The following is a 26,958-nucleotide window of genomic DNA, read 5'->3' as shown; positions in this document are numbered from 1 at the left end:
ACAGGACCGCATGAGCAACAATTTTTCCTTCGTTCCCCTTACCGCGGTCCTGCTGATCGCAACTGGCAGCGCGGCTGCATGGACTGGATACAGCTTCCTTAAAGACACTCGGGCTGATTCCTTCTATGTGGCTGAAACCTACGAACTGAAGTCCGCCGCTATGCAAACCATCTACTTGGCAGACAAAGCAGCGGCTGATGGTGCATATGCAAGCCAGCTCGTCGAGGCGGAAAGTCAGGTAGAGCGCGCCCTGATGCATCTTCGGAATGGAGACCCAATCAAGGGTATTCCCGGCGCACCGGAATCGGTACTGCGTAGCCTGGAGTCCCTGAGTGCTTCCTGGGATGGCATTGCCCCCTCGATCGCCAAACTGATCAGTGGACAGTCTGGGACCGAAGCCTTCAGCCGATCCGCCAAGGAGGCGAAGACGGCCGTTGTGAAAGTGATTGAGAGTGGCCGCTCGGCTGAAGCGCTGCTATCTAAGCTGAATGCTACTTCCCAGCAGAAGAGCCAGCTGGCTCAGGCCCTCACTGAGCTGGAAGCTGACGTAGCGGGAGTCACTGCTACTACAGTGGTCGATGCCACCGGGCTGCAAGGCGCAGAGGCAGGGGTTAGCAAGTATTTAGGCGCGCTCACCGCATTCGGGAATTCGTTGCCTCGTGACAAGGCAATGATGGATGAGTTGATCAAAAGCTACCGAAGCGCTCAATCCGCTCAGAGCCTGATCAGCCAGGCAAGCGGCCTTTCCGCCAACTCGGCCCAGAATCTTCCGCATGCTAAAGAAATCTGGCAGGCACGGGACAAGATCGCGTCTTCGACAGATACCTTGATCGCTTCGGTGAAGGCTTTGCCGGATGCACGGGCCATCAACCCAACTCTCGTGGCAGTCCTGGGTGCTCTAACTATCGGTCTCGCGATCCTGAGTGTCCTCTTGGTGGCTCGTGTATCTGCTTCTCGGGCTCAGGCGGTTGAAACCCGCGGCAGCACGATTGAGGGTAGTCAGCGTGAACGGTCCAAGGAGCTGAGTCTCCTTTTGACTGAAATTGAGCGAGTAGGGCGGGGAGAGTTGGACCTTACCCTGACAGATGATCGCGATTCCACCAAAGAGATCGCGAAACTGCTCAACCAGGTATTCGCGCGGTTCCATGAGATTTTCACCGAAACCAGCCAGACCGTAATGGGGCTTGCTGCGGCGACGGAACAAACCATCACCACAGCTCGCAATGTTGACCGCAATCGTGACGAGCAATTCCGGGCGATCGAGCACATCAGCTCTCTGATCGCAGACATGAATACCTTCATCAATCTGATCCAGCAGCTCATGGGTGATACCCAGCGCGTTGCCAACAGCGTGGCTAACAAAGTCCACGCCGGCAGTGAGTCTGTGAATGGTGTGCACGAAGGTATTTTGGTCCAGACCCAGCACCTGAACTCTATCCAGCATCGAAACAAGCATCTGATCGAACGGTTCCAGATGCTGGAAAGGATCAGTGAGTTCGTAAAAGAGGTTGCGACAAAGTCCGAGCTGGTTGCTTACAACGCCTACCTGGTATCGGACCAAGTCGAGGGCAATACCGAGCTGTCCCGTGCGATGGCTAAGAGCGGTGAAGCGGTCCAGGACCTCAGCACCCAGTCGAAAGCTGTGGTGAGCGAGATTGGGCAACTGCTCAAGGACATGAATGAAGCTGCTCGCGATACCCAGACCGCTGTTGACATATCACTGAGCGAAATGCAGGGCCTGCTGACCCGCTCCAATGCGGCGCTCGCTTCCCTGAAAGACATTCAGAGCATTACTGAGAGCCTCACCACGAGTGTTGACGACGTCAATCAGCGGACCAATAGCCTCATTTCTCAGTCGTCCGAGGTATCCGAGACGATGAGCTCTATTCGTCACTACGCTTCCGAAAACTCGGCTGCGAGCGAGCAGACTGCATCTGCAATGAACAACCTGAATCGCCAAGCTCAGAACCTGCACAGTGGCATTCAAGACTTCTACAGCAAGCAACGCGAACGCGCATGAATACAGTCGATGATCTGATTCTCGATGAGGGGATGGCCAACTCTTGGATGAAGATCATCGAGGAGCGCTTTGCCATCGAAATTGACGAGCACCGGCGTGTTGCCTTTGCGAGGGCCCTTACCAGTTTCGCATGCGAAACTGGTGAGACCCTCGAAAGCCTGTTCAAGCTGTTCGTGTCTGGGCGTTTGGAGGAAGCGCAGAGATTCCAGATTCTGCACCTGGCGACCAATCACGAAACTCGGTTTTTCCGATATCCCCCATCGTTATCTGCTATCCGTGACGCCTGTGCTGATATTCGTAGACCTCCCAGAGTCTTGTCAGTCGGTTGCTCAACAGGTGAAGAGCCCTACAGCATCGCATGCACATTGCTTCGCGCTGGACATGCAGCATTTCATGTGCATGGCACCGATGTGTCCCAGCCATGTATCGATAAAGCGCGGCAGGGGATCTACCGCGGGCACCCCGAGATACGACTCGATGTCGCTGCACCACAAGGCCAGCATGAGGTCCGGTTTCACGCCTGGATACGAGACATGGTCACCTTTGAGCAGCACAACATTCTTGCTGAGCGTCCGGTGAACTTCACCGCTCCTGACGTGATCATCACCCAGAACATGCTGATCTATTACCGCGTCGAAACGCGGCACCTAATACTGCAGAAGCTGGCGGCCATGTTGCCGATTGGGGGGTACTTACTGACCGGCCCCGCAGAGGACGGTAACTGGAATCCGCTGGGGTTGAAGCGACTCCCTAACCACCTTCTCAATCTCTTTGTAAGGGTTGCTTAGCAATGCCCAAGAATGTCCACGCGGCACATCTTTCCTGGATTCGGCCCCCGATCATCAAGAGCGTCGAGATCGCCAAGGCGTCTATCGACACCTACTTCAAAAAACATGCTGATCTACAGAATCCTCCTCAAGGGGCACAGGCTGAATGGTTTGCCAACCAGAAGAAGGCGATGGCCGATGCATTCCGCAACGTCAGTGAACACGTAGAGTTGATTCACTCTGCGCTGACTGTCTGCGATAGCCCCGGAGGCTCGGCTTTATCGGTTGAAATGCGGGTAGTCTGCACCAGTGTCCAAGAAAAACTCCTCGAAGAGGAGAAGGTGGCCCCCGCAATTCTCGCCATGATGTCCGGCATGATCATGCTGCCAAACTATCTCAAGATGGTCATTGATGGAGCCCCTGATGCTCCTGGCATCCTCTCCAGGCAGATCAATGAAATCCGTGAGGTCAGGGGCGTTCCCTTGCTTGTCGAGGACAGCCTCCCCCCTAGCATGCTCTCATTCGAGTTTGTTGATCCTCCCCGCAAGATTCATAACGTTGACGATGCCCGGCAGCAGGAGGTCTTCTCGACCTCATCTCGTCGCTTCCAGACAGCCTTCAGTTCCTACATTGGGACCCAGAACAAAGGGGCGCTGGCGGACATGCGCCAGGTCCTCCGAGAACTCCAGGAAGTTTCTCATAAGCCGGAAGTGGGCGATTTCTGGTGGGTTGGTGAGTGTCTACTCGAGGCACTTGCCATCGGGGGCCTTCGTAGTGGCGGTAACACCGTCTCCCAGGTCCGCATGCTCTCTGTCGCGGTTCAGAAAATCGGTCTAGGTGGTGAAGAAGCCGCCCTGGAAGTCCTGGGTATCGATCGCTTCAAGTCGTTGCTCTACGTACTGAGCCTAAGTTCAAAAAGCACGCCTAGCATCGAAGCCGCGTTGAGGGTGTTCAATGTCGGGAAGTCAGTCGACACCGACTCGTTGGCAAAGCTTCAGAGCAAGCTCGAATCTACTGAGGCTACAACCATTGCTGACGTCGTCCTGGAGCTGAAGCCTCTTCTGGATGCAGCCATGGTCTCTCTGGGGCGGGCCCTGGGGGCACGCTCTGACGACATCTTCAGTGTCCAGCTGTCTGCATATAGCGCGGCGATGCGTTCAGTAGCGAACGTGTTCTATATGGTGGGCGAGGATGAGCTTGCAGGGGTTGCCAATAAGTCCATCGCACTCGTGGCTGGCAAGGAAGGTATTTCTGCCATCGCTGCCGAGGTGGTAGACGATCTGAAGTCTTACATCCTCTACCTCGACGAGCGCATCAATCTCATCAATGAAAATGACGCGACAAAGGCACTGAACATTGAGGGTGTCGGTGCCGACGTTCTGGACACACTCGTCTCGGAATGTTTGATCGAAGTGGTGAAGACTCGTCGTTCCGTTTCGGTTCACGTAGAAAGTGGCATTGGCCAGGATGAACTGAAGGACGGACTTGCATCTCTCGTCAATACTGCTGCGGCCTTGAAGTTTTCGGGAGCAGAACAGGTTGGTGATTTGCTCGGTGCAGTCTGCTCTGGGATGGTAGGTCTCCTAGATAATGCGGAACTCACGTACAGCCCGGAGCTGGATCTGCTGGCGAAAGCCTTGGTGGCGATTGAGATGTACCTCGAAGCCATCAAATCCAAACTTGAACCTGATCCCGAAAACCTGACGAAGGCAGCTGAAGCTCTCCGCGAACTCGGGATAGATTTCACGGAGGTGGCTCCGGTAACCACCAACGAACTTTTGATTAAATTTGAGGCAGCCCAGGAAGAGGTACGCGAAGACGATGATCCGTTCCTCACCGAGCTTTTCGAGCTGAGGAGCGTCTTCGAAGATAGCTTCACGAGCCTCGACCTGCGTAGTCGTTCGTCCATTGAGCAACTCTACAAGGCTGCAGACCGCCTCTCCATGGCCGCCCGTATGCACGGTCATGAGTCGTTCGGAAAGATCGCCAGTGGTGTTGCTGCCTTCAGCAAAGGCGTAACAAACCGAGCCCTCAAAGAGGATTTCGACCATGCGGAGGAGCATGACTTGCTGCGCTCCGGCGTGGAGATGTGCCTCCGCTGCATGGATGAATACTCTCTCAGGAACAAGGTCTCCTTGTTTGTGAAAGATGTGGCCGATGCACTCATGGCTAAAGCTGATCCGGAAATGCAGTTGGCATACACGTCTCATCCAGAGATACCGGCATCGTCTACTAACGCAACTCATCAGCCTGCAGTCCAGAACAAGCTCGAGCAAGTCGTTGCCGAGCCGGATGCAGTGATACTGGCCCATGAGCAAGAACGGGAAATGCCCGAGGGCGTCGATCCGGTCCTGATCGATATCTTCCGTCAGGAGTTCACCGAGCAATACGCAGCAATGAGTGCGTATCTCAAAAGCGGGCGAAAAGACGTCAACGAAGCGTTTTGCCGTGTCGCTCATACCCTTCATGGAATTTCGTCCAGTGCTGATTGCCTCCCGCTTGCAAGTGCATTTGCAGCCCTAGAGACTCGCCTGTTCCAGTTGAGAAGTGATGAGGCCGAACTGCTCCAGGGTGATGTAGAAGCCCTCCTGGATTTCCTGGCAGATGCTGAACGTTTCCAGCAAGCTTTCCCTTGGAAGACTGAAACTCCCGCACTTCACTCCTGGCTAGAGGTTGTCCAGGCATTGGGGTGCGGAGCGGAAGAGGCTGAGTACGTTGAGGTCGCTCAGGTCACTCCAGTTTCGCATGCTAAACCGGAACCGGATGCTCCGCAGGAAAGTCATCAGCCGGAAAATTTGAACCCAGTTTCGCATGCTAAACCGGGAAACTCTGAAAGCGATGATGTACAAGAGTCCACCACCAAGCATGCGCAGCAGCCTTCTGCCCCGCCGGCGATTGAATACAACCCGGAGATGGCTGAGTTCTATATTGAAGAAGCCGAGGAAGTTCTCCCTCAGCTTCAGCTGAACGTAGACCGCTGGATGGGCCAGATGGATGACCATGACCTGGTTACCACCATCAAGCGGCAGATGCATACTCTGAAGGGCGCTGCAGCGATGGCAGAGGCAGCTTCGATCAGAGAGATTACCCATTACATGGAAAGCCTCTTCGAGAGTCTTTCCCTGTCCATCATTCCTGCATCAGATGACTGCGCCAGGCTGGTCGAGTATGTGTTGGTCGCATTGGATCAAATGACTAGCGCGATGCGTCGCGCTGTCGGGTACGAAGTTCCCTCGGCCCTGATCCGTTGCGTTGAAGCTGCAGTCCAGCATAATCGAGTGGATCTTGGCCTTCTTGCTCAAGAGCCCTGCACAGCCGGCGAGGTCCTCCTTCAAGATATCCAGCTAGAGAAGGTGGCCACCCAAGATGCCAGGGCCGAAACCCTAGAAGCTTGTGAAGCACAATCTATCGCAGAGCTTGAAGAAGAAACGCCTAAGACTGAAGAGTTCGAGCAAGGCATCGTCCATCCTCAGGGTGAGGAAAACTCTTTGGCGGAGGAAGAGTCAGGACACAAAAAGACTCGTCGCAGGTCTCGAGGAAAAGGTGGTGCAAAACGACACGCGGCCCGTATGGCAGCTCACGCTCAACCCGCTCAGGAAGACAGTCTGGTGGTGTCCTCGGAGCCGGAAGACTCAGTCGAGGTCGAGAGTCCAGCTTTGCCCGCCGTCCCGGAAGCTACCCCCGAAGAGTCTGGCAAGTCAGTGCCGGCACCTGTAGCAATTCCCGAACTCGTTGAAGTCCCACCGTCAATTTCTGCCGTTACTGCACAAGAGCAGGAAGTACACCATGAGCCAGAGCGGCAAAGCAGAACTCTTCGCGACTCGGTCGAAGGCATAACCTCTAAATCTGCCCCAACCAAGCCTGTCAGCAGCTCGGTGATTCGCGAGATTCTGGCGAAAGCCCATGACTCCATCCACGGTGTCGGCAGCAAACGTCGAAGCGGTGGTTCGGAAAAAATCAAAGTGGATCAGCGACTACTGGACACTGCAGTCGAGCAGTCCAGCGAGCTGACCGCAGCCCGATATCGCCAACAGGCGCTGCATGCCGAGTTGATGATGATCGTAACCATCATTCGGGAGAAGCTCGAGGCGCAACAGTTGAACCACATGAAGTTCACCAGCGCCCTGCGTCTTCACACAAACCAACCCGTTCCAACCGCCTTGGCCCATCAATCGGCAGGTGATTTTCAGCTTGAGCGATTCAATGATCTTTCAGCTCTCAATGTGACCATGGGGGCTCAACTGGCCCAGACCATCCAAGACGTCGAGGAAATGTTCGCACAGGGCAAGCTGATCAAAGACTCCTACCGTCAACAGGCGGGGCTCATCAGCAGCCTGCAACGAGATCTTCTCGATAGCCGCCTGGTACCGTTCCAAAACATTCGTCCAGCCCTGACCAATCTCATCGAGCGTGAGTCTTCAAAACTAGGGAAGAAAGTAGACACCGTCTTCACCGGTGGCGACGTAATCGTGGACAAAGTCATGCTCGATGCTGTGCGTGATCCACTGGTCCACCTACTCAACAATGCTCTCGACCATGGTATCGAGCCTGAAGCACAGCGGATTGCTCAAGGGAAATCCGCGCATGGCAGCTTGGAGGTAAACGTCTGCCGACGAGCTAAGAACATCGTCATCACTGTCAAGGACGATGGCAAAGGCATCGATACCGCGATGATCAAGGCTAAGGCACTGGAGAAAGGCATCATCAGGCAGGATGATCAACTGACCGAATCGGATCTCCTGAGACTCATCACTCACAATGGGTTCTCTACTGCAGCAAAAGTCTCTCAGCTGTCCGGCCGCGGTGTTGGTATGGACATTGTCGCTACGACGGTAGAAAGCATGGGCGGCCGGCTGGTAATTGAGAGCAAGGTAGGCTGGGGTACGACCTTCACTTTGGAAATGCCATTCACTATCGGCTCGAACCGAGCTCTCATCTGCCGTACGGGCAGTCAATGGTTTGCGATTCCCAGCTACACCATGTACCAGATCATCCAGTGCTCCCGAGCCGATCTGGAAAAACAGCGGTTGGAGAAGGGGAAAGCGGTACTTCATCACGAAGGAAAGTCCTTCGAGGTTGTGCATCTGGCCGACCTTCTTGCGATGCCTGAGATGCGTTCCACTCACGATTTGGACCAGGAGGTCCTGGTCATTCTGTGTCAACAAGGCGAAATGGCTATTGGTATTGAGGTCGACAGCACTGATTCAATGCCCGAGATCCACATCAGGAAGCTGGACGGCATCCTTTCCAAAGTGCGCGGGATCATTGGCGAGACAGAGATGCAAGACGGTTCGCCGGTCTTCGTCATCGATGTCATGGAGCTGGTGAGGCTCAACCTCAAGCGGACAGACACCGGCTTCAAGGTTCGGCAAAACCGTGTCAAGTCTGTGAAACGAGATCTAAAACCGGTCTGCCTCGTCGTTGACGACGCTACGAGTTATCGCAAGCTGTTGCAGAAGCACTTCGAGGCTCGTGGGTATACGGTCATTACTGCCCGCGACGGTCAGGACGCAATGGACATGCTCCCTCTCGAGAGACTCCCCGAAATCGTCATGGTGGACATGGAAATGCCTCGAATGACTGGCTTGGAACTCACAAAGGCACTGCGAGCCCGGGCTGAATTCAATGAGGTACCAATCATCATGCTCACCACTCGCACAAATCTCGAGGACGAGGCCCTGCGAGCTGGCGTAAACGTTTATCTGAACAAGCCGTGCGACAGCATCGCGCTCGATAACGCGATTGCAGAAGTTCGCCCAGAACAAGCATTGCAAGGGTCCGCTGCATGAGAGTCGGTATCATTTCAACTAGCAACGTCCAAGTGGCTCTCATCCAAGAGGTTCTCTCGCCAGTTGTCGGAGAACTCACGGTCTATGACATGAGCCACGTGGAGAATGGAGACCTGTCAGCGACTGGCGTTCACGCACTGATCGTCGACTTCAGCGACGAGGCGATTCTCAACTCAGAAGATGTCCTCGAAATGTTGGGACGAGATGAGCCTGTCTGTGTGCTCAACGAACGTGAGTTGTATTCGATGAGCGCTGCAGAACGTCAGGCCTGGTGCAACAAGCTTGTCGATGAGCTTAAGCGAAGCATCCCCGACCTCGCAGAAAGCCTAGATGCGAGGAAAGCCGAGATTGAATCCCGAAACGCGAACGACACCTGGGTGATCGGCTGTAGCTCTGGCGGGCCTCAAGCTATCCGTGATTTTCTTGGCGAGTTACCCACGTTGCCAGTCAGTATTTTCCTGGTCCAGCACCTCACCGAAGCTGCATTCAACACCTATGTCCAGCGGGTACGCGAATGTACCTCGCGGTGGGAGGTGGTCGCGGCCGAGCATGGCGCCAAGCTTAAGGCCGGTACCATCTTCGTTGTCCCCCGTGACACCACAGTTGAAGTACGAAGCGGGGTGATCCAACTCCGGCCGGTCAAGCCAAACACCTACAGCCCGTCGATTAACAGCGTGATTCGGTCTGTGTTCAGTTCGATTGCAGGGAAGCTTGGAGTGATCATCCTCACCGGGATGGGGGATGACGGTGCCTCGGGAATTCGTGATCTGAAAGGAAAGGCGAAGATCGTTATGGCCCAGGATGCGGAGTCCAGCCAGGCCCGTTCGATGCCTGATGCTGCTAGGGAAACTGGGGCTGTATCCTTCTCGGGTAAACCGGCCGAGCTTGCCCGACATATGTACCGGATGTACGGCATCGGGAATCACTGATCACAAAACAGAAGGCCGCCCAAATTGGCGGCCTTTTCAGTTGGTTTATGCAACCTCTTGATCGTCATCACCAGGAGAGTCGGTGATCACCGCAACACCGGTGATTTTCTGGCTGCGGAGCTTCGCCTCGATCTCATCGCTGACCGCGGGATTCTCCTGCAGATACTGGCAGGCATTCGCCTTGCCTTGGCCGATCTTCTGACCTGCGTAGCTGTACCAAGCCCCCGACTTCTCGATCAAGCCACCAGCTACCCCAAGATCAACAATCTCACCGAGCTTGTTGATACCCTTCCCATAGAGGATTTGGAATTCAGCCTGGCGGAATGGTGGAGAAACTTTGTTCTTCACCACCTTCACCCGGGTTTCGTTCCCGATCTGCTCATCGCCATCTTTCACCGATCCGGTACGACGAATGTCCAGGCGCACAGAGGCGTAGAACTTCAGGGCGTTACCCCCGGTGGTGGTTTCCGGGCTGCCAAACATCACGCCGATCTTCATGCGGATCTGGTTGATGAAGATGACCAGGCAGTTGGCGTTCTTGATGTTGCCGGTGATCTTGCGCAGCGCCTGGGACATCAGGCGGGCCTGCAGGCCGACGTGGGCATCGCCCATCTCGCCTTCGATCTCGGCCTTGGGCACCAGCGCCGCCACGGAGTCGACGATGATCACGTCCACCGCGTTGGAGCGCACCAGCATGTCTGTGATTTCCAGAGCCTGCTCGCCAGTGTCCGGCTGCGAGACCAGCAGGTCGTCAACGTTGACGCCCAGCTTGCCGGCGTAATCCGGGTCTAGCGCGTGCTCGGCGTCGACGAAGGCGCAGGTGGCGCCCTGCCGCTGGGCTTCGGCGATGACCGACAGGGTCAGGGTGGTCTTGCCCGAGGATTCTGGGCCGTAGATTTCTACGATCCGACCTTTCGGCAGGCCCCCGATGCCCAAGGCGATATCCAACCCCATGGAGCCGGTTGGGATTGCCGGAATGGTCTGGCGCTCGTGGTCGCCCATGCGCATTACAGCGCCCTTGCCGAATTGTTTTTCGATCTGGCCCAGTGCCGCCTGAAGGGCCTTGTTCCGTTGCTCATTCATGGAATTTCTCCGTTCTGTGGACGCGGGATGCGTGAGATCAATTTCGGCCGGTTTCAGATGTGCCAGAACCCAAGACTTGTCGAATTGCCTTGGCTTGATCACCAAGGCATTTGCCGAGTGATTGATTGAGCAACTCAAGAGCTCCAGGGTTTGCCCGGTTGATCAGATCGCGCAAAAAGTCCTCCTGCAGATCTTCATCTGCTGGGAAGGACACTGGATCGAAATCAGCGCGAATAATCGTTGCCACGCCCAGCTTGGTCGTTACCTGGATGGTCCGTGGGTCGAGGCGTGTTGCGAACTGGCGAAGAAGGGGAGAGGTGGTGATTTGGAAGCTGTCCATAGATTGGTCCTCATGTGGCACTTGAGACCAATCTATGGATATCTGGATGTGGCAGAAGCGGCTCAACCGCAGATTGTTGGGGAGCAAACCCCCATGATCTCTTCGTACTCCTTGCAGCAGACCACAGGAGTCCACCAAACGAAGGCATACAGCTCCTCAAGGGAGACGGGGTATAGCCTCATGGCTGTGTCCAGGAGAGCGCTACCGGCCTTGAAACCGACGGTTGGCCAGGGTTGAGTTTGCTGCAGCTTCCCAACAGAGAGGGCCGCGCTGAAGGGAAAGGTGCCGATTGTGAAGCCGCTGAGGTGGATTGCTCGGTATGCGGCAATTCCGGCAGCGATCGCCGCGTTGTCGTTATGGGAAGCCATTTGCCGGGGATATAGACCACCCCATTGTCCAATGCAGATCTCCATTCCAGGGATGGAGAATGAGCCAGTGAGCGGATTGCAAATCACTCCCGCAATGGCTTCTGCTGCTGCTATGTCCCGACATCCGGTGTTCCAAGTCGGGTCGAACTCGGTGCTGTAGAGCAGCTTCGGGAAGCAGTTCGGCAGGGCTGAATTGAACGCACTGACGCCCTTTGACACGATAGGGTTGGCCACTGCACCGCACATGTCGAATTTAGAGGTCAGGGAAAAGTTAGTAGTGCGAGCAGCATCAACACCACAAAGCTTGCACGACTGATAGCCCATTGCGATGTCGATCGCCCAGTCCGGCAATTGCCAGATACGGACTGCCATCGATGTGTAATCGTTGTTGTCCGTGCCCACACTGAGTGGGCCACCAATGGGTTGGCCGAGTACCGTATCTCCACCCCCTTTGATCACTTCCACCAACGCTACTGGCTGGTAATGAGAGACGATCAGATGGTCTGGGCAGAAATGGCAGCATGGCCCGAAAATTTTGTACTCGAGGGTGATGGGGTCGATAAAAAGAAGAGTGGCGATGCTGGCACTCATCGCGGCTGCTTCCTGAGTTTTCACCCCAAACCCAATGGCGGCTGCAGCGCTGGCTGCAGCCGACATCTTCACGAAGCGTCGACGGGAGACTTCCAATTCACTCACCTACAGAACAAGGGTTTGGTCTAATAGTGGGTTGGGAGTGCCCCTCAGTTGAGGTTCCAGCACATACCCGGGAAGCCCACACTGACCATCGGCATGCTACCGTCAGCGTCAAACTGGTCATCGCCGTCTGGCGACATCACGTTCACCGTCGGTTCTCCGTCCTGGATGTCGACCATCACCATTACATGCTCTAGGTCGGTACCAGGTTTACGACCCGTGATGTAGACCGCTTCCCGGGATACGTAGGCTGTGAGTCGAGCTCGGAGCCTGTCAGCCCCGAATTGTCCTGCCGCAGGTGCTAGAGCAACCATGGCCCCAGAGACGTTCAAGGCCATGTCATGGCGAACCTCAAATTCAAGGCTCCCTACCCGGGCCTGGCCTTTGGTGCTCCATGCCTCTCCGCGGAATTCATAGGAGCAGTAGCCAGACTCACCAAAAGTCACGGGCTGGTTGAGTCGAGCTTTGAACTGCTCCAGCGCCAGCTTTTCCACTTCTTCTGGGTGGCAGTGACTGGGCACACGCACCTTCACCGTTCCGTTGAGGTTTACCGGTGCCTCGATTGTCTGAAACGCATCGTCGTTGTCACGCATAGAACTACTCCTGTGGCTGATGATGCGCATTTTGGAGATGTTCAGGTGTGCCACCAGCGTGACCGAAAAAGAGGCACCCTCGAGACACTATTAGGACAAGGAAAATGAGGATAGAAACGTGGAATCTCAGATTTTGGGCGTCATCGGATCAGTGCTTCTTCTCGGTGCCATAGCCGCCCTATGGATCGGACGACTGAATAGTGCCGCGGGGAAGGCTTCAGCTGGCGAAGAAGCGCATAGCAGTAACCACCATCTGGAGGAAACACTTCCAGCAAAGCCGAAAATCAACATGGTTCCCCATGTATCTGCTACGCCGATTCAGACTTCACCTACAGAGCCTGAACGGGTGATCGAACTGGCGAAAGCGGAAGTACGTGTGGAAGAGCCCGTACTCGTCACCAGGCCCGAGGTGGATTGTGATGATGCAGCTATGAACCTCCAGCTAGCAGACCAGCTACTGGTTGTCGGTGACTTCGAAGGTGTGGCCGAGTACGCCAAGCTCGTCCTTGAGATGGATACCGCATCGGTAAGGCAACGCGATCGAGCTCAGATCCTATTGAGACGAGAGATGGCTCGTTGAAATTTCATCACCGTTACTGCCGCTCGTACATGCCGATCAACTCGAAACGCAATGAATCCTTCATCATCCGTCACATCAAAGCCTGGTGAGCTGCGCCATACGCAGTTCGTCTTCGACACCTGGATCAGACTTGCTCCCACGACTAGGCAGAACTGATCTTCGGCCACCGCGTAACTGTGGGCCAATCGCACATTTGATTCCGGCATTTTCAGAGTGAAGTGGACATCGCCATCATCCATCAAGTCGGCGCCGATGAAGGTGCCAAGAACTCCAAAAGCCTCGATCTCAGCACCGTACAGAGGCAGGCTCAAATTACTCATTCCAAAATCTCCAGCAGGCATTCTGCGTGCTCACTTTCTCTCAGCTTTTTCAGCGCCTCACATTCGATCTGACGTACCCGCTCCTTCGAAACACCCATGATCTCGGAGAGGGTCGCAAGAGTCTGGGCTTCCGCTCCTCCAATACCATAGCGTGCAACCACTACCTGCAGTTCCCGCTGGTTGAGAACGTCCCCGAGCACCTCAGTTATGTAGCCGGCGGCATCCTCCTCCATCACCTCCTCAACAAAGCTGTTGTTCGAGTCCGCGAGCAGATCGTGCATCCCCTCCGCCTCTGAACTGCCACTCTCCTGGAAGGTGGAGTCAATAGACATGGGCTTTCCTACACCCACGAAGTAGAGGAGATTCTCGACGTCATCCATCGAGAGTCCACAAACCTTGCTCAGGTGCTTTTTGGATGCATTCGGTTGCTCCTTCAGAGCAGCTGTAAGCTTGCTCAAGGCTCCATGTGATCCTTCGGGCAAACGGATCAGCTCCTGTTGGGTGAGGTCACGCAGGATCGTTTGACGAATCCAAGTCATGCCCAGTGTCGAAAATTTGAAGCCCATCTCCGGTGCGTACCGGTAGATGCTTCTCACGAGGCCAAGTTGAGCTGCCGAACGGACTTGCTCGAGGTCTGTGGCAAAGCGATACCCAGAGACGATCTGGTCAACCAGGCGCATATTCGCATTGGCAAAGAACCCTACGGTCTCGTGAACAACCCGCTCGGCAGAGTTGAATCCCTCCAAGGCGGCCAGCAGCTGCTCGGCCGGCATATCTGCAGTCGACGCCGCAGAAAGGATGTCCCGCTGCTTTTCAACGATCTCTTGGCGCAGCCGGCGCAACTCTTTCTGAGGATATAGTTTCAACTCGTAGCCCCCAGAGAGCATCAGACCAGGCATCAGCTTGGGTGACGTCCATTTCCCATTGATGATTCTTGCGACCTTGGAACGAGGAAGGCGAACCTCCTCTGAGATGTACTTCACCAGGCCTTTGCAGAGGCTGGACAGCTCCTTGCACTTGGTTCGGAATTCTCCGGCCGCGCGGTTGAGGATGAGGTCGTAGGGCAGGATCTCCAGAACCTTCTTCTGGATTTCGTCTCGGACAGCTGCCACGAACAGATTGTCCTCGAAGCCGGGAAGAGCGAACGCTTTCAGTTCCGCAATCAGGGTCTGGATGGTGTTCAGTTTCTTGCGAAGAATGGATGCAAACTCACTGTCAGGAATTGAGCCCGCGCGAACCCATGCTCCGTCCTGGAAGATCAGTGCGGCGGCCTTATCGACGCTATCGTTCTCGCCAATGGAGTTCCAAATGTCGGTCACCAGCCCTTGGAGAATGCTGGTGTCGCTCGAAATTGCTTTCAGCAGGCTGAGTTGGCCAAGAATGATGCGGTAGCCCAGGGACTGTTCCTGGTTCAGAGAAAGCAAAGCCTTTGGGCCTTCCAAAGAAGGCAGGGCCGGGAGTGAGTTAGGCAACAGGAAGCCCTTACGGGCCTCCTGGTTGACTATGCGGCAATCGAGCTTAGTGTTGGTGCCTTCAGTCAGGTTAGAGCGGTCGGTGTGGCTCATTTCTTGCCCCTTCAGAGGTCCGCCTTACAGGCGAACCGGCATGAGTACGAATTTCTGATGGGGGCAGTCTTTGGCCTTAATGAGCGTGCCAGAAGCAGGGCCGGAATAAAAAAGTTGCAGGTCGGTGCTGGATACAGCTTTGAAAGCTTCCTGTGCGTAGCGACTGTTGAACCCAACATCGAAAGGGGCCGCATCGAAGTCACACGGCAGCAGGTCTTCGGCTTCTGAAAGGGCATCATTCGACACAGAGACGACCTCGACCGTTTGTTGGCAAAACTTGAGGCGGACTGCCTGGGACTTACCATCCGAGAGGAGACTGACACGAGCAACAGCGCTCGTAATCGCATCACGGTTCAAGTTGATCTGTTGACCAGTCTCTGCACGCTCAATGAGAGCGCAGTAGTTAGGGAAGGCCCCGTCGACAAGGCGGGAGGTCATGGTCCCATTGACTGCGGTAAAACTGACCAGATTGCCAGAGTGGGTGATGGTGACGTAGCCGTGGCTGGCAAAACTGGCAACGTCCTCAAGGCATGCAACAGGCAGAATGAACTTCATGGATGAGCTTTTCTCGATCTGGAGTTCTACCATGCCCATTCTGTGTCCGTCGGTGCCCACGAGCGTCAGCTTCCCTTCCGAGGCCTCGAACAGCATCCCGTTCAGGTACTGACGCACATCGTTCCGGGCAACGCAAAATGCGATACCACGGATGCCGTCCCTCAAGGCATGCGACTCGATAGTCAGTGCCGTTTGGACCTGGCCATCGGAATGCAAAGCCTTGGGGAAAGAAGACGCAGGTAGGGTGGCGATGCTGAATCGTGAGCGTCCACAGGTGACAGTGGCTTTCTCCTCGCCCACGGATACAGTCACATCACGATCTACGGGAAGAGAGGAAACGATTTGTTCGAATTTGGATGCCGAGATGCAGACGGAGCCAGCTTCACGAACGATCAGGGTTGGGTCCTGCAGGTGAAGGCTCATCTGCTGGTGGCCATTGTTCGCCGTTACATTGAGGTGGCCATCCTGAACATCGATCAGGAAATTGCCGTTGATATCCCCGGCCTTCTTAGATGCGACACGACCGCACTGTTTGAGAATGGCAGCTAAAGGTGCAGCCTGGACAGTGAACTTCATGGGAGTCTCCTTCTGAAAGATGCTCCCATTTACGTCGATGCGCGGCTGTGCCAGAACCAGTACAGCATGTCCTTTCTGGCTGAAAAACGCCCATACGTGTAGAGGCCAGCTACGGACTGGAATACAGAGAGTTATCCGCCGAGTTATGCACAATTCCTGGGGAAAAAGGTCTAGTGCGAATCGCGGAGGAAGTCAGCTAACCGGCTTGCGACCTCGGTGCGATTGGCTTTGAAACTTGCCTTTTGGGTGAAGCGAGATGCGTCGGCCAGCATAGAAGTGACCATTGCCCGATTCCCGGTGTTTCGGTAGTACCGCGCCACCACCAGATAAGCCCGCAAACGTGCCGAATCAGAGCTGAACTGGTAGAAGTCATCGGGTATGGGGCGGTACCCATCGATGACCTGGCCGACAAGATTGAACAGCTTCAGGTTGTCCGCAGACCTCACCCCTGGAATCCCATCAGCGGCCCTGACCAGGAAATCCCGAGCATCGAGCTTTAACCCCTGCGACAGATAGGTGATTGCCATTTCTGTAGCTGGTTCAACCCCTGTCTCTGGGTCTTTGGCGAAAAAAGCAAGAAGGTGGTTCTGGAGAGCCGAGGATCGCTCCAGATCTCCCTGAGCGAGTAACACCTGCAGCCGAAGAAGCAAGGCATCCATGTAAGCTCGCTCATCGTCTTTGCTTAATACATCCAGGGCTTTACCAAGGGCTTTGTCATCCTTGGCCTCGGAAGAGATCTGCACGATCAGCGAAAGGGCATAGGTACGGGCGTCCTTCCCATCGATCTGTTGGGCGGCGGATAGTGCATTCCGAAATCGTCCCTGCTGAGCTTCTTGGACTGCTGCGGAGGCTTCGTCCCAGTAGAACCTTTTGGCAGTGCAGGAAAACGCCTCTACTGAGGACTGAAGCGATTTCAGAGTCTCTGGGAACTGAGCTCCTGCAATTCGAACCGCAGCGGCGGCTCTCCACATAGCGTCATCACGAATCGTACCGCCAGGAGCTTTCTGTAGGTGGGCCGAAATCAGGTCCGCAAGACATACCTTGTCAGCAGTTTTGTAACAGTACGCAGCGGGCCTATCCGTTACCCAGCGAGGTTGTTCAACCGCGCACCCTCCCATGAGTATGGGGAACAGTATGACTCCCAGATTCCAGGCCTTCACGCTGGCAGCTCGACCTGGTGGGCAACAAGACCGGTTTCGCATGCTAAATCGTATGCTGCTTGAGCAAAGGAAGCTTGGCCATTGGTGCCCAAAAGAAAGACATGGGTGGCCTGGCTGATCGCGTTCTTCGCAAACTCTCCTGCGCTTTGAACCCGAGGAAGAAACCGCAGCGGAATGTAGCGTCGTGCCGCATAAGCAGCAGATCGCATGGATACCCCGCCATCAGCCGAGACGATTACTTCGTCAGGCTGCCGGACGTTGAAGATGTGATCGAGGACCTCATCAAAAGACGAACTCCTCAAGGCATTAGGCGAATCGTCCCCGGCGAGCAAGACTTTTCGCAATGGATCGCCAGAATGAAGCCGCTCGTATATCTCTTGAATCGCCTCATTGACCAGACCCACAGGGCACTCACATCCTGGATGTGTTATGAGCGGCACCATTGCATCTTTGTGCTGTACCAGTTGCATCCAGAGCCCTGCGCGGACCATTGGTGCTTTGATCTCATCCCAGTCCGGTCGGCGGACACCCTGGGTGATTCCTGCTGTTTCGAGGATGAAGTCATCGCGGTCCTCGATACTCAGAATGTACCGACGGTAGCCCTCGTCCAAACCGCGGAATTTCTCAGCCTCAATGAAGTGCATGAGAGAGAGATAGGTCTCCACTTGCCGGCCTTCGCTGCACATATAACCTTGAAACGGTCTGTGCTCGTATGGGTCGAAGATTGGCGGTGTTTCAAAATCCATCATTGACCATCCCCTTCAAACGATGAAGTCGTTCCCGAAAGCCCTGGACACCTGCTGCCGTCGGGTACTGCTGACACATATCCTCCGCTCGTTCCATGAGCTGTTCCAGCCGAAACGAACCGCTGAAATCTCCCCGGACTCTCTGATCCACATGCCGCAGCCATACTCCTCGGTCGCTAGGCGATAGGGCATCAGGCTGGTACCTACCAAGCATCCGGTTACCGAGATCCCGAAGTCGGCGGTCAGTGCCAGTTAAGAGGAGGTCCTGCCAGGAATTGAACCCCGAAGAATGCAGCTGGCGCATTAGGTCGAGGTCAGTTGAAGGGAAATCACCCGCCCACATTCGGTGGTCAACGTCTGCGGGCTGTGCGTTTAGCTGCAGCACTGGTTCATCCCGCAATCTGGCCACCAGGTGTTTCGCTGATGTCAGGCGCTGGATGTTCGCCTTCACTGCGGAGACATTGATGCCCAGGCGCTTAGCATCATCCGGTCGAATTGCGCTCAGCGGGGCCACGAAGGGAATTCGGGACATACTGATGTGGAAAAGCGGCGCGGAGCGGTCCCCTTTGTTTGCCCTAGACAAATGCTGGAGTGACTCCGTGGAGTCTGAGCATAAGCTTGAAAGGTCAGCCTCTAAGTCCACCATGCAGATCAGGTCGGGATAACTCACGTCAGCTGCCACTGGCATAGCGAGGATTGCGCCACGATTGTCGGGGAGCGAGGGGTGGACCATCACCACAGGCTTCACACTCCGCAGGTCCCAGACTTCACCCCCATCAAGGCCCAAGAGTGCCTTGATCTGGGAAGGAGAGCTGACTGTGACGGCATGGTGGAGAAGCTTCGGGCTCGCTTCCGAGATTTTGGAAAGAACCTCTTTGACCCGAAGTGCCCGGTTCTCAGTGCCGAGTCCCGCGTCCCACATGAGGAACTGGTAGAGGCCGGCTGCTCCACCAGTAAGCGTCTCAACATCCCAAGGGCATTCTCCTGGACGGATCAGGAGAATTGCTCGAAGTAGTACATCCAGATCGAGGAAGTGGGCAGTGTCAGGTACGCCCAGGCAGGGGTACGGGAGCAGATTCCGGTAAAAGGATGCTCGAATGAATGGATCGTGCCTTGTCGTTGATCCAAAGGCTATATGGAGAGTGTTTGGTCGGGTGAAATCCGCGAAGACCCTCCTGGCCCACTCTACTTCGCTGCAACCCTGGTCGAACGCCAGTAGGGCCAAGTCACTATTCATCACAACATCAGGATCGAGGTATACGTCGTCTCGGAGCTTGATGTTGGTAGTTGAGAGGTCTACCGATCCTCGGGCTGGATAGACCGCCGAGTCAAAGCGAATAACCTGGCCCTCGGTTGGAGAGCGCCCGGCAGTGACTGTGTCGTAGAAGTGTATGGTTGGCATGAGTTCTTCACCTGGTTCGCCCTAATAGTGGGGACCAGGTGCCCCTGAACTGGCTGCCATGGTTCATCATCGAGTAGAAGCTCCGACCAAGGCCTTCGCTGGAATGCTGGAATCTGCTCGATATACTCGGGAGGAGTTAGTTAAAGAGGTGGCACGAGTTGAATGGTGGCGGTTCCATTGCCCTGGTTTGCCTGGATGGCCGAGTGCATATTGCCTCGGTGCAGGCGGATGTGCTTGCGGCGAATTCAGTTGCAATCTGCGGGGATGAACTGGAGGGTTCCCCTGAGATTGCCTATGTGGACACTGGCGACCTACCCCACCTTCACACGTTCACAATCTGCCCTCGCTGTACTACGGCGTATTTGCGCTCAGGATATCGGGAGCGGGTACTTGCCGCGCTCCCGGATCAGCCTGCCGACGTATCACCACAGGCTGCGCTGGAGGCCATGTATGTCTCCCACAACCAGCTCACACTTTTCTGAGTTTCGATACCTTCCCTTTCTTGCCTGTTGCCTTCGTCTGTTTTGGCGCAGGAGGAGGGAAGGGGTAACTCATCTGCTCTCCTGTGCCCAAGTTCAGCACAAGCCAATGCTTGGACGTTTCACCAGTACGCAGTAACTCCCACACGATGCCCATCCCTGCCGTGGTCACCGCACGGTTCACAAGGCAGTCCTGAGTACGAATGGACTCGGCTGCTGAGCAAGATTTGGTGTGGTCATCTTCCAACGATGGAATTTCCGGGTAGGCGTCGAGGACATTCGGGAATCGGTCGCGCATGACTTTGTTGATACCACCGAAAACCACCTGACCATGACGGTGTCCATTCCCGAGGTCGAGCCACATGCAGTTATGTTTGACCGCTTCGCAGGCGCCGATGGCCACACGGGCCGAGGGTAGGTCTACTGCTGAAATGATGAGATCAGCATTGCCGATAGCGTCATCAGTTGCGCGAGAGGGGAAGCGATAGGGGAGTCCCTCCCATTTCATCCCCAGCATCAGGTTGTATCGATTGGCCAGACTGATTGCTTTGTACTGGCCGAGGTCGCAAGGCCAGAAACGCTGACGTACAAGATTCGGTTCGCGTACAACGGAGTCGTCGATGATGGTGACATGCAGGCCATGCTTGTGCCCGAGCGAAATCATGGCGTGATGGAACTGGGCGAGGCAATCCACTACTTCGCTGCCGTTCCCACCAGCCCCGATGACGACAATTCGTGGCGCGCTCGACAGCCATGAGTCTGGAGTCTTGAAGCTGATGGTTTCCGGGATCAAATTCTGAACGGCCCCCATGACTCAACCCTCCCCATTGATTGCTGCTTTTAGGGTCAGAGGCTTACCTTTGACTTCCGAGAGCTTGAGGCAACGGTCAGGGAACTTCTTCGCTTGCTTGGCTGAAAGGTCGCGGTAGAACTGCACCAACTCTTTGAAGTCCTTGATACCCTTTAGGGGGATAACCCCTCCGCCGTGGGTATTCGTGCTCTCCAAGACAAAACGCTGCCAGATGGGGATGTTCTCGATCAGGATTTCTCGCGGCAGATTGACGTTACCTGAGCAGAATGTACCGTTGTTATAGGTGTTGCCCAGCGGAGCGAAGTGCAGTTCAGTTTCCGGCGTCGGACGGCTCTTGCCTTTGTAGGCATAGCAGCGCAGCACGCCGCCAGCCAAGTAAATGAGGCCGGGGATTGGTGCTTTGATAATCTCGCCACGGAACGGGATTTCCAGCACCTGGGGAGCGGTGTACCACACCAATTTGTTGCGGCCCCGCACCAGCAGGTTCTCAGGCAGGAACTCGATGCTGGGTTCTTCTTCACGAAGGAGGTCGATCAGCACCTCCTTGTCCAGGCTCGAAAAGGCTCGGCCAGCACCAAGGGTGAAGGTTTTCCCCCCCTCCAGTGGCAGGACCTCATGGCTGGTGATATCCAGTCGATGGGTCTCGACGTGGCGATGGATGAGCATGGCGCGGCATTCGACTTTTTCACTGAGCATGTTCGTTCCTTAGAGAGCTTGGGTGAGGCGGCTAAGCAGCGATACGCACTGCTTGGTTTTGTCCAGTATCGTCACGGTCTGCTGTGCCAGAAGCTCTCCATCCAGTGGAAGCGCCAAATGCAGATCGCCCACACCGCTCACCCGGTCATCGAATCCGTTGCAGGCTTCATCTTCGAGCGAGCTGTACTCACCATGAATCGTCACAACCAGCGTCTCGAACACACCTACCCCTTCCTCCGCTGAACCCTGAAGGTCGTGCTCACTGATTGCTCGACTGCCCTCTACTGCGTACCGATGGCAAAGCTCAAATGCTTCCTTGATCACTTCCAGAACAGGCTTGAACGGGCTGCCTGCGTTGATCGAATCCTGAACCTGTTCAATCAACTCTTGAATTTCGACTGGGTGGTTGGAGTCCTGCTCATGCGTCAAGGTGAAATGGGTGCGTCGAGTCAGGTTGTCCAATTCTTTCAACTGATACGCGACCCCCTCGATGTAGTCTTCATCGCGGTCGTCACCTTCGATCCCCATGGGCCATGCTTCAAAGGGGAATTGATCCTCTGGTGTCTCCAGCAGGTAAGCGGTCAATTCTTCAGGGGAGGAGTTCTGAATGCGTTCTTTGATCGCACCATATGCGTCCGCCAACCCATGATTGTCGTAGCTGTAAACGCCCATGAAGCTGGATGGCGTGTGGAAATGAACAAGGTACGTGGACATGGCGTCCAGTGCTTTGAAAAGGAAGACTGCTACCTCACGGAATTCCTCGCAGTCCTCTGCTGGCAAGGTCAACTCGTACCGGTTGAAATACTTGGCACTGATGATGAACTTCGCCCCCTGAACGCCGAGGTAGAGCCAATCCTTTACATCCGGGCAATCGGCAGTAGCCAGATCAACAAGGCTTTGCTCGACCTTCTGTATGAGGTGGTAGGCACAGTTGGGGCCGAGGGCGACCAAGTCCTCTACCGACTCAGCAGTGAAGAGTCCTGCTTCGATGCACGCCAGCGTGGTTTGCGCTGCGGGTTGGAGTTCGTACGCTGGGGTTCCAATGAGCTTGGTACGTCGCTTGACTCCAGGAATCAGCCCGACCTTTGAGAACCCAATTCGGGATTCAATGGCCCCGATCACCTCGTTGGTGACCAGGTGCAAGCCATAGTCGTTTGGATAGGCGTTGAGCCAATCCAACTCCTTGTCACTGATCAGGCCGCCTTCATGCGCATCAAGACAGAAGGCAGCATGGCTCTTGCGATCTACAAGGTGGCTGTATTCGCCAAAAGCGCGGCTATGGGCCTCCCGCATGGCCGTGGTGACCTGCGGGAGAGCCAGAGGGCTCAGCGCGGAACTTGGGAATTGATAGTTCCGGGAGAAGCTGGAGAGTTCAAGAGCGCCCATAGCCGCCTCAACTGTTCGTTGGATAGATCGTGGTCGGGGTTGGTCGGGACGGAGCGGGCGGAGGAATCTCCGTCCGCCCACGCCATGAGGGTGGAGAGGGCGTCCTTAACCCTTGTCTCCGAAGCTGGCTTCACGGAATTCATAGACATAGCGGTCGCCCTCAGAGATAGGTTCAACAATCTTGGCGCCTACCAGTCGTGGGAACTGGCGGCTGTAGTGCTTCAGCACGTCGCTCGGCTCCATGCTCGGATCGGGATCGTCCAAGTCGCGCCCGGCATAACGGAACACTCGGTCCAGGGTGACGATTGCGATGCTCATCGTGTCGCTCCTCAGAATCGTTCAGCGAGATTGGCGAAGGGGGCGGGAGCCGCCGCTTGGGACGGAGCTGGGGAGGCGGACGGCTTGGTTGCCGGCTCAGAGCCACTTTCCAGATCGGAATCGTCGCTATCGTCCTCTGCTGCAGCGCTGTTCCCTTTCGCGGCGGTGGGTGCGCTAGGAGCAGGCTTCGATGCTTGCACTGCCGCCTCGCTCAGCTTGCGGATTTCGTCCAGGGCGGACATGCCGTGGTTCACTACTTCCGCATGACTGCGGACACGCTCGAACAGCGCGGTTTCCACTTCTTCCGGGGTGCCCGACAGCATCATCGGCTTGGCGATGGCTGCGCGCAGTTTGATCTCGGCTTCGGAAGCCTTTGCAGGGGTGGGGCCGATGTTTGCACTCAGCACCACTTTCACACGGCCTCCTTCGAGGCCGGAGACGTCGATGTTGATGCGTTTGTTGCTGTCGGTCAGCGCCTGGCTGATAGCGGTGAAGAAGGTGTTCATTTGAGCGGCTCCTTGGTTTCGATGAGGTTATTGTTAGGCCGAGCGACGTGTGCCAGAACCGGCCTGAACAGAAATCTCAAATGCTTCGGGGAGATACCCGGCCCAAGAGAATTCTTTGAATTCCAGTACCGCTTTGATCAGGGTGTCTGTTTTCTCGGTCGAGAGCTTGACGAAAGCCTTGTCGCCGTGGACCTCGTTGTACTTCGCCTCGAATCCCGAGCGCTTGCAGTCCGCGATAATTCCCGCTTTCACCAGAGATTTGAGGTAGTTCTCGCTCATCTGGAAATGTTCAACCGGCTGCATGCCTTCATGTTTGATGTAGGCAATCGACTGACTACCCGGCAGCGACTTCTCGAAAGAGTCGGCGCTATCGTTACGGAAGGTGGTGCAGGAGGCGAGATTGGTCAGCAGCTCCAGCAGCTCTGATTCCTCCAGCTTGGCCAGTTCTACCTCCACATTGCAGCGGCTGCTGTCCAGCATGGCTTCAGGCATGCCCAGCTTCTTCTTGATCCGGTTGGCCAGCTCGTGAGGCAAGCTGCTGCGCATCTCCAGGTACATGCTGACGACGGCGATGGCCAAGGCGAGCCTGCGATTGCCTTGAACTGCCTTGGAACCCATTTGGCCATAGAGGTTGAATGCCTCACGGCGAATGGACTTTTTCAACGCCTGCGGTTGTGCAGGCTTGTCCTTGCTCTTGCCCGCAGCTTGTTTCGATGCCGGAGTGGTGGCCGAGGCAGTTTTGGACAGCGGTTCAGTCGAGCGATTGTTAGCCGGCTCATGGGTGTTTTGCTGCCCAGCCGCTTCTGCGAGTGCGGCCTTGTAGGCTTCACGCATGTCCTTGTTGCAGTTACGGTCGAAGCAGTAGCCTCCTGCAACGGTCCCTTCGTGACCCGCTGTGGTACTCACGACGGCCCCATAGTTGGAGCAGGACAGGCAGGCCGTGATCTGGCTATCACCAACGCCATTCGGCCCTTTCGCTTCCAGTTGGACATAGCCGTCCTTTGGCAGTGTCAGGTCGGTATGCACTACCCCGAACTCGTCACGGGCCTCGATGAGTTTGACCTCGATCAGTTGGCTAGCTTTCTGATTCCAGCAGGTGGCGTTCTGGCATTTGGCACCGGCTACTGAGGTATCGAACAGGTCCACGTAAGCAGCCGAGTTGTGGCGGCATGACGCGCAGTCCTTGGTATCGAAGCGAGCGGACGAGATATCGCGGGCAATCGTAAAGAGACGGTCCTGGGTGTCTTTAACCGTCAGGTTTTGATCGATGATCTTGGCCAGGATGGGCGCCTGCTCGCTTTCCACCAGACGGCACAGCAATTCAGCGTGGCCGATCTTAATTTGACCTTGCAGCAGAGCATCGCGGACTTCCGGGCAGGCGCGGGAAAGCATGATCCGACTATCGAGGCGGGTACGGGACCAGCCAAGCAGCTTCATCACCTCCGCGTGATCGTTGCCACAGTCAGCCAGAACAACAACGGCATGCTGTGCTTCTTCAATCGGGGTCAAATCCGCACGTTGCATGTTCTCGATGGCCGCGATGATCCGTGCTTGAGCCTCAGTGAGGTCACGGATGATCGCTGGGATTGTCAGGAGTTCCAGATCGACGGAAGCCTGCCAGCGGGTGTTGCCTGCGACTACCTCATAGTCGAACTCGGGCTCATCAACCGGGCGGATGATGATCGGCTGCTGTACCCCATGCTGACGGATGCTCTCTTTGATCTGAGAGTAGAGAGCGGTGTTCCGGCCCTTACGGGGATCGACTGTAGGGTTGCGGCGAATGCGGGCAACAGCTACATGCTGCATATCGGCCTGTTCTGCGGAGGCTGCGTCTTGGGTGGGGATGTGCTGAATCACGGCGGTCATGGTGAGTGCCTCTGTGTGTTTGCGATGGGCAAACTTTCAGGGGTATCGGTGTGTGGCAGAACCGGGCCGCAATTATTTTCCGCAGGGCAGGGCCTAGCGGCTTGGGCTTTGATGTCCCCGCTTCCAAACCGATATGGAGGGTTGAACTTATCGGCGGCTGGATGGATTCCGTTGCATGAACTCGGGAAGGGTGACGCCTGAGAACGCTTCCTCATCGAGGAGCGGGAAATCGTCTATTCGCTTCCGGATGTGCTCGCCCCAACGATTTATCGCGGCCATCTGCTTTGGAGTGAGCATCCAGAAACGGTGGAGGTGCGTTTGCATCTGCTCCAGGAACTCGCGTCGATCCTTATTCGTGTGCTGAACCGCCTCCACAAGCCAGTGGTTGAGGCCAATGCAGCGTTTGACGTTGATTGGGCTCAGGACCGATTTGTTGGCCGCCGCGTTACGCATAGCGCCGCCGATCTGCTTGCGGAGATCATCTTCGATCTCTCCGCTTTGTTTGTACTCGTCGTGAGCCAGCTTCAACACCTTCGATACAGCGAACTTGAAGCCGTTCATTGCTTCACATCGGAGGCGAACGTATTGCACTACCTCGTCTATGGGCGGGAGAGGAGGGCGTTGTGGGCTAGAGGTTGGTGAACTTCCAGCCCCTATCTCTGGAGCTGGACTTGCCGGTGTTGGGGCCGATTCGTTGTGCTGCGCTGGTTCGTCAGCCACAACCAGTAGGGCCAGGCGCGATACATCAAGCAGCCGCTCTTCCGGCTGCCCCAGATGCTTCTTAGCGCAGCTGGGGCCAGCGAAAGCTTCGGTACCGACCTCATCGGTGATGACGATGCCCTTTTCACTGTGCAATGGCCGACGACAAAAAGTGCAAATGGCCAGGGGAGGGAGGAAGTCTCTACGCAAATAGCTCCAAGTCATCTCGATTCCCTCCCGTTTAGGTCAGCGCTGCATTTTGAGCAAGACGGTCCATTTGCCGTCTATGACCATTGGCTTGGTCTTGTTGGGCTGCAGCCGAACAGTGTCAGACAAGGCGGTGTTCGTCAGCTTGACCTCCTGATTGGTCCCGCACTTGAGTTTTGCGCCGTCATTGATGGCGCTGAGAGCGGAAACCATCCCCAACACCTCGATCGGCTGTTCAGTTCCTTCGATCGGAAGCGAACGCAGCTTCAGCACCAGTCCCGTCTTGTATTCACCATCACGGCAGATTTCGCGCTTCGTCGCCGGGTCGACAAATGCAGCGTGGTAGCGATGAGAATCACGGATGTCCAGCTCGTGAGCTTGGCCGTCGAACGGCACAATGAACACCTCCGGCTCATTGGTACCCACGATGACAGAGACTTGAGCTTGGCTTGCCTCGGCACTGCCAGCAATTACAAGAAGCAAGGGGAGAAGTCGCTTGATCAC

At 55.7% G+C, this 26,958-nt stretch carries 23 protein-coding genes; 5 read left to right on the top strand and 18 right to left on the bottom strand.

Annotated elements, in window-relative coordinates; genetic code table 11:
- The first annotated feature begins 10 nt into the window (after window positions 1–10).
- The 4 genes from RN02_RS00905 (at window position 11) to RN02_RS00890 (ending at window position 9,505) form a co-directional block, all read left to right on the top strand.
- Window positions 11–2,020, top strand: a complete 2,010-nt coding sequence (locus RN02_RS00905; RefSeq protein ID WP_021018430.1) for a methyl-accepting chemotaxis protein — start codon at window positions 11–13, stop codon at window positions 2,018–2,020.
- On the top strand, window positions 2,017–2,808 hold the full coding sequence (locus RN02_RS00900; RefSeq protein WP_019439029.1) for a CheR family methyltransferase: 792 nt from the start codon (window positions 2,017–2,019) through the stop codon (window positions 2,806–2,808). The genes RN02_RS00905 and RN02_RS00900 overlap by 4 nt, the downstream gene beginning before the upstream one ends.
- Window positions 2,809–2,810: 2 nt before the next feature.
- Window positions 2,811–8,576, top strand: a complete 5,766-nt coding sequence (locus tag RN02_RS00895) for a response regulator (protein ID WP_010792601.1) — start codon at window positions 2,811–2,813, stop codon at window positions 8,574–8,576.
- 89 nt (window positions 8,577–8,665) lie between these two features.
- Window positions 8,666–9,505 carry a chemotaxis protein CheB gene (locus tag RN02_RS00890; protein ID WP_223198329.1) on the top strand — a complete coding sequence of 280 codons (840 nt, stop codon included), beginning with the start codon at window positions 8,666–8,668 and terminating at the stop codon, window positions 9,503–9,505.
- A 45-nt stretch (window positions 9,506–9,550) separates the two neighbouring features.
- On the opposite strand, the gene recA is transcribed toward RN02_RS00890, so the two are convergent.
- The 4 genes from recA to RN02_RS00875 all read right to left on the bottom strand — a co-directional run bounded on the left by recA (window position 9,551) and on the right by RN02_RS00875 (window position 12,582).
- The gene (gene recA / locus RN02_RS00885) at window positions 9,551–10,588 is read right to left on the bottom strand and encodes a recombinase RecA (RefSeq protein WP_010792603.1); all 1,038 of its coding nucleotides are present in this window, start codon (window positions 10,586–10,588) and stop codon (window positions 9,551–9,553) included.
- A 37-nt stretch (window positions 10,589–10,625) separates the two neighbouring features.
- Window positions 10,626–10,928 (bottom strand): hypothetical protein, encoded by a 303-nt coding sequence (locus RN02_RS31935; RefSeq protein ID WP_021018432.1) that lies wholly within the window; start codon window positions 10,926–10,928, stop codon window positions 10,626–10,628.
- Window positions 10,929–10,990: 62 nt separating this feature from the next.
- Window positions 10,991–11,953 carry a TraU family protein gene (locus RN02_RS00880; RefSeq protein WP_079278433.1) on the bottom strand — a complete coding sequence of 321 codons (963 nt, stop codon included), beginning with the start codon at window positions 11,951–11,953 and terminating at the stop codon, window positions 10,991–10,993.
- Window positions 11,954–12,036: 83 nt separating this feature from the next.
- On the bottom strand, window positions 12,037–12,582 hold the full coding sequence (locus RN02_RS00875; RefSeq protein ID WP_043312597.1) for a hypothetical protein: 546 nt from the start codon (window positions 12,580–12,582) through the stop codon (window positions 12,037–12,039).
- Window positions 12,583–12,700: 118 nt separating this feature from the next.
- Here RN02_RS00875 and RN02_RS00870 point away from each other — a divergent pair, with 118 nt between their 5' ends.
- A complete protein-coding gene (locus tag RN02_RS00870) occupies window positions 12,701–13,162 on the top strand; it encodes a hypothetical protein (RefSeq protein ID WP_021018435.1) in 462 nt (153 codons plus the stop codon).
- On the opposite strand, the gene RN02_RS31930 is transcribed toward RN02_RS00870, so the two are convergent.
- The 14 genes from RN02_RS31930 to RN02_RS00810 all read right to left on the bottom strand — a co-directional run bounded on the left by RN02_RS31930 (window position 13,129) and on the right by RN02_RS00810 (window position 26,958).
- Window positions 13,129–13,482, bottom strand: a complete 354-nt coding sequence (locus tag RN02_RS31930; RefSeq protein WP_019437341.1) for a hypothetical protein — start codon at window positions 13,480–13,482, stop codon at window positions 13,129–13,131. The genes RN02_RS00870 and RN02_RS31930 overlap by 34 nt on opposite strands.
- Window positions 13,479–15,047: a sigma factor-like helix-turn-helix DNA-binding protein gene (locus tag RN02_RS00865; RefSeq protein WP_010792606.1), complete on the bottom strand. Its 1,569-nt coding sequence runs from the start codon at window positions 15,045–15,047 to the stop codon at window positions 13,479–13,481. Before RN02_RS00865 ends, RN02_RS31930 begins: the two co-directional genes overlap by 4 nt.
- 24 nt (window positions 15,048–15,071) lie before the next feature.
- Window positions 15,072–16,178, bottom strand: coding sequence for a DNA polymerase III subunit beta (gene dnaN / locus RN02_RS00860; RefSeq protein WP_043312592.1), 1,107 nt, complete (start codon window positions 16,176–16,178; stop codon window positions 15,072–15,074).
- Between the two features lie 170 nt (window positions 16,179–16,348).
- Complete coding sequence (locus tag RN02_RS00855) at window positions 16,349–17,149, bottom strand: hypothetical protein (RefSeq protein ID WP_038405152.1); 801 nt, start codon at window positions 17,147–17,149, stop codon at window positions 16,349–16,351.
- 185 nt (window positions 17,150–17,334) lie between these two features.
- Window positions 17,335–18,087, bottom strand: a complete 753-nt coding sequence (locus RN02_RS31925) for a hypothetical protein (RefSeq protein ID WP_010792609.1) — start codon at window positions 18,085–18,087, stop codon at window positions 17,335–17,337.
- Window positions 18,074–19,486, bottom strand: coding sequence for a hypothetical protein (locus tag RN02_RS31920; RefSeq protein ID WP_010792610.1), 1,413 nt, complete (start codon window positions 19,484–19,486; stop codon window positions 18,074–18,076). The genes RN02_RS31925 and RN02_RS31920 overlap by 14 nt, the downstream gene beginning before the upstream one ends.
- A gap of 468 nt (window positions 19,487–19,954) precedes the next feature.
- Entirely contained in the window at window positions 19,955–20,776 is an 822-nt protein-coding gene (locus RN02_RS31910; protein WP_010792611.1) for a PRTRC system ThiF family protein, read from the bottom strand.
- Between the two features lie 3 nt (window positions 20,777–20,779).
- Window positions 20,780–21,472 carry a PRTRC system protein B gene (locus RN02_RS00840; RefSeq protein WP_010792612.1) on the bottom strand — a complete coding sequence of 231 codons (693 nt, stop codon included), beginning with the start codon at window positions 21,470–21,472 and terminating at the stop codon, window positions 20,780–20,782.
- A 9-nt stretch (window positions 21,473–21,481) separates the two neighbouring features.
- Window positions 21,482–22,858 carry a hypothetical protein gene (locus tag RN02_RS00835; RefSeq protein WP_010792613.1) on the bottom strand — a complete coding sequence of 459 codons (1,377 nt, stop codon included), beginning with the start codon at window positions 22,856–22,858 and terminating at the stop codon, window positions 21,482–21,484.
- A 105-nt stretch (window positions 22,859–22,963) separates the two neighbouring features.
- Window positions 22,964–23,176, bottom strand: coding sequence for a PRTRC system protein C (locus RN02_RS00830; protein ID WP_010792614.1), 213 nt, complete (start codon window positions 23,174–23,176; stop codon window positions 22,964–22,966).
- A gap of 11 nt (window positions 23,177–23,187) precedes the next feature.
- Window positions 23,188–23,682: a PRTRC system protein E gene (locus RN02_RS00825; protein WP_010792615.1), complete on the bottom strand. Its 495-nt coding sequence runs from the start codon at window positions 23,680–23,682 to the stop codon at window positions 23,188–23,190.
- A 33-nt stretch (window positions 23,683–23,715) separates the two neighbouring features.
- On the bottom strand, window positions 23,716–25,548 hold the full coding sequence (locus tag RN02_RS00820; protein WP_010792616.1) for a PRTRC system ParB family protein: 1,833 nt from the start codon (window positions 25,546–25,548) through the stop codon (window positions 23,716–23,718).
- 147 nt (window positions 25,549–25,695) lie between these two features.
- The gene (locus tag RN02_RS00815) at window positions 25,696–26,109 is read right to left on the bottom strand and encodes a hypothetical protein (RefSeq protein ID WP_038405153.1); all 414 of its coding nucleotides are present in this window, start codon (window positions 26,107–26,109) and stop codon (window positions 25,696–25,698) included.
- 384 nt (window positions 26,110–26,493) lie between these two features.
- Entirely contained in the window at window positions 26,494–26,958 is a 465-nt protein-coding gene (locus RN02_RS00810; RefSeq protein WP_010792618.1) for a hypothetical protein, read from the bottom strand.

Origin of the sequence: Pseudomonas sp. PI1 (assembly GCF_000812405.1) — a bacterium.
Lineage (GTDB): Bacteria > Pseudomonadota > Gammaproteobacteria > Pseudomonadales > Pseudomonadaceae > Pseudomonas > Pseudomonas citronellolis.
The sequence above is the reverse complement of the archived record's forward strand: the minus strand, read 5'-3'. Positions and strand labels throughout refer to the sequence as shown.

Excerpts from the sequence above, each read along its gene's own strand:
- RN02_RS00905 (WP_021018430.1), top strand. The coding sequence starts at position 11 with ATGAGCAACAATTTTTCCTTCGTTCCCCTTACCGCGGTCCTGCTGATC.
- RN02_RS00900 (WP_019439029.1), top strand. The coding sequence starts at position 2,017 with ATGAATACAGTCGATGATCTGATTCTCGATGAGGGGATGGCCAACTCT.
- RN02_RS00895 (WP_010792601.1), top strand. The coding sequence starts at position 2,811 with ATGCCCAAGAATGTCCACGCGGCACATCTTTCCTGGATTCGGCCCCCG.
- RN02_RS00890 (WP_223198329.1), top strand. The coding sequence starts at position 8,666 with ATGAGCCACGTGGAGAATGGAGACCTGTCAGCGACTGGCGTTCACGCA.
- recA (WP_010792603.1), bottom strand. The coding sequence starts at position 10,588 with ATGAATGAGCAACGGAACAAGGCCCTTCAGGCGGCACTGGGCCAGATC.
- RN02_RS31935 (WP_021018432.1), bottom strand. The coding sequence starts at position 10,928 with ATGGACAGCTTCCAAATCACCACCTCTCCCCTTCTTCGCCAGTTCGCA.
- RN02_RS00880 (WP_079278433.1), bottom strand. The coding sequence starts at position 11,953 with ATGTCGGCTGCAGCCAGCGCTGCAGCCGCCATTGGGTTTGGGGTGAAA.
- RN02_RS00875 (WP_043312597.1), bottom strand. The coding sequence starts at position 12,582 with ATGCGTGACAACGACGATGCGTTTCAGACAATCGAGGCACCGGTAAAC.
- RN02_RS31930 (WP_019437341.1), bottom strand. The coding sequence starts at position 13,482 with ATGAGTAATTTGAGCCTGCCTCTGTACGGTGCTGAGATCGAGGCTTTT.
- RN02_RS00865 (WP_010792606.1), bottom strand. The coding sequence starts at position 15,047 with ATGAGCCACACCGACCGCTCTAACCTGACTGAAGGCACCAACACTAAG.
- dnaN (WP_043312592.1), bottom strand. The coding sequence starts at position 16,178 with ATGAAGTTCACTGTCCAGGCTGCACCTTTAGCTGCCATTCTCAAACAG.
- RN02_RS00855 (WP_038405152.1), bottom strand. The coding sequence starts at position 17,149 with ATGTGGAGAGCCGCCGCTGCGGTTCGAATTGCAGGAGCTCAGTTCCCA.
- RN02_RS31925 (WP_010792609.1), bottom strand. The coding sequence starts at position 18,087 with ATGATGGATTTTGAAACACCGCCAATCTTCGACCCATACGAGCACAGA.
- RN02_RS31920 (WP_010792610.1), bottom strand. The coding sequence starts at position 19,486 with ATGCCAACCATACACTTCTACGACACAGTCACTGCCGGGCGCTCTCCA.
- RN02_RS31910 (WP_010792611.1), bottom strand. The coding sequence starts at position 20,776 with ATGGGGGCCGTTCAGAATTTGATCCCGGAAACCATCAGCTTCAAGACT.
- RN02_RS00840 (WP_010792612.1), bottom strand. The coding sequence starts at position 21,472 with ATGCTCAGTGAAAAAGTCGAATGCCGCGCCATGCTCATCCATCGCCAC.
- RN02_RS00835 (WP_010792613.1), bottom strand. The coding sequence starts at position 22,858 with ATGGGCGCTCTTGAACTCTCCAGCTTCTCCCGGAACTATCAATTCCCA.
- RN02_RS00830 (WP_010792614.1), bottom strand. The coding sequence starts at position 23,176 with ATGAGCATCGCAATCGTCACCCTGGACCGAGTGTTCCGTTATGCCGGG.
- RN02_RS00825 (WP_010792615.1), bottom strand. The coding sequence starts at position 23,682 with ATGAACACCTTCTTCACCGCTATCAGCCAGGCGCTGACCGACAGCAAC.
- RN02_RS00820 (WP_010792616.1), bottom strand. The coding sequence starts at position 25,548 with ATGACCGCCGTGATTCAGCACATCCCCACCCAAGACGCAGCCTCCGCA.
- RN02_RS00815 (WP_038405153.1), bottom strand. The coding sequence starts at position 26,109 with ATGAACGGCTTCAAGTTCGCTGTATCGAAGGTGTTGAAGCTGGCTCAC.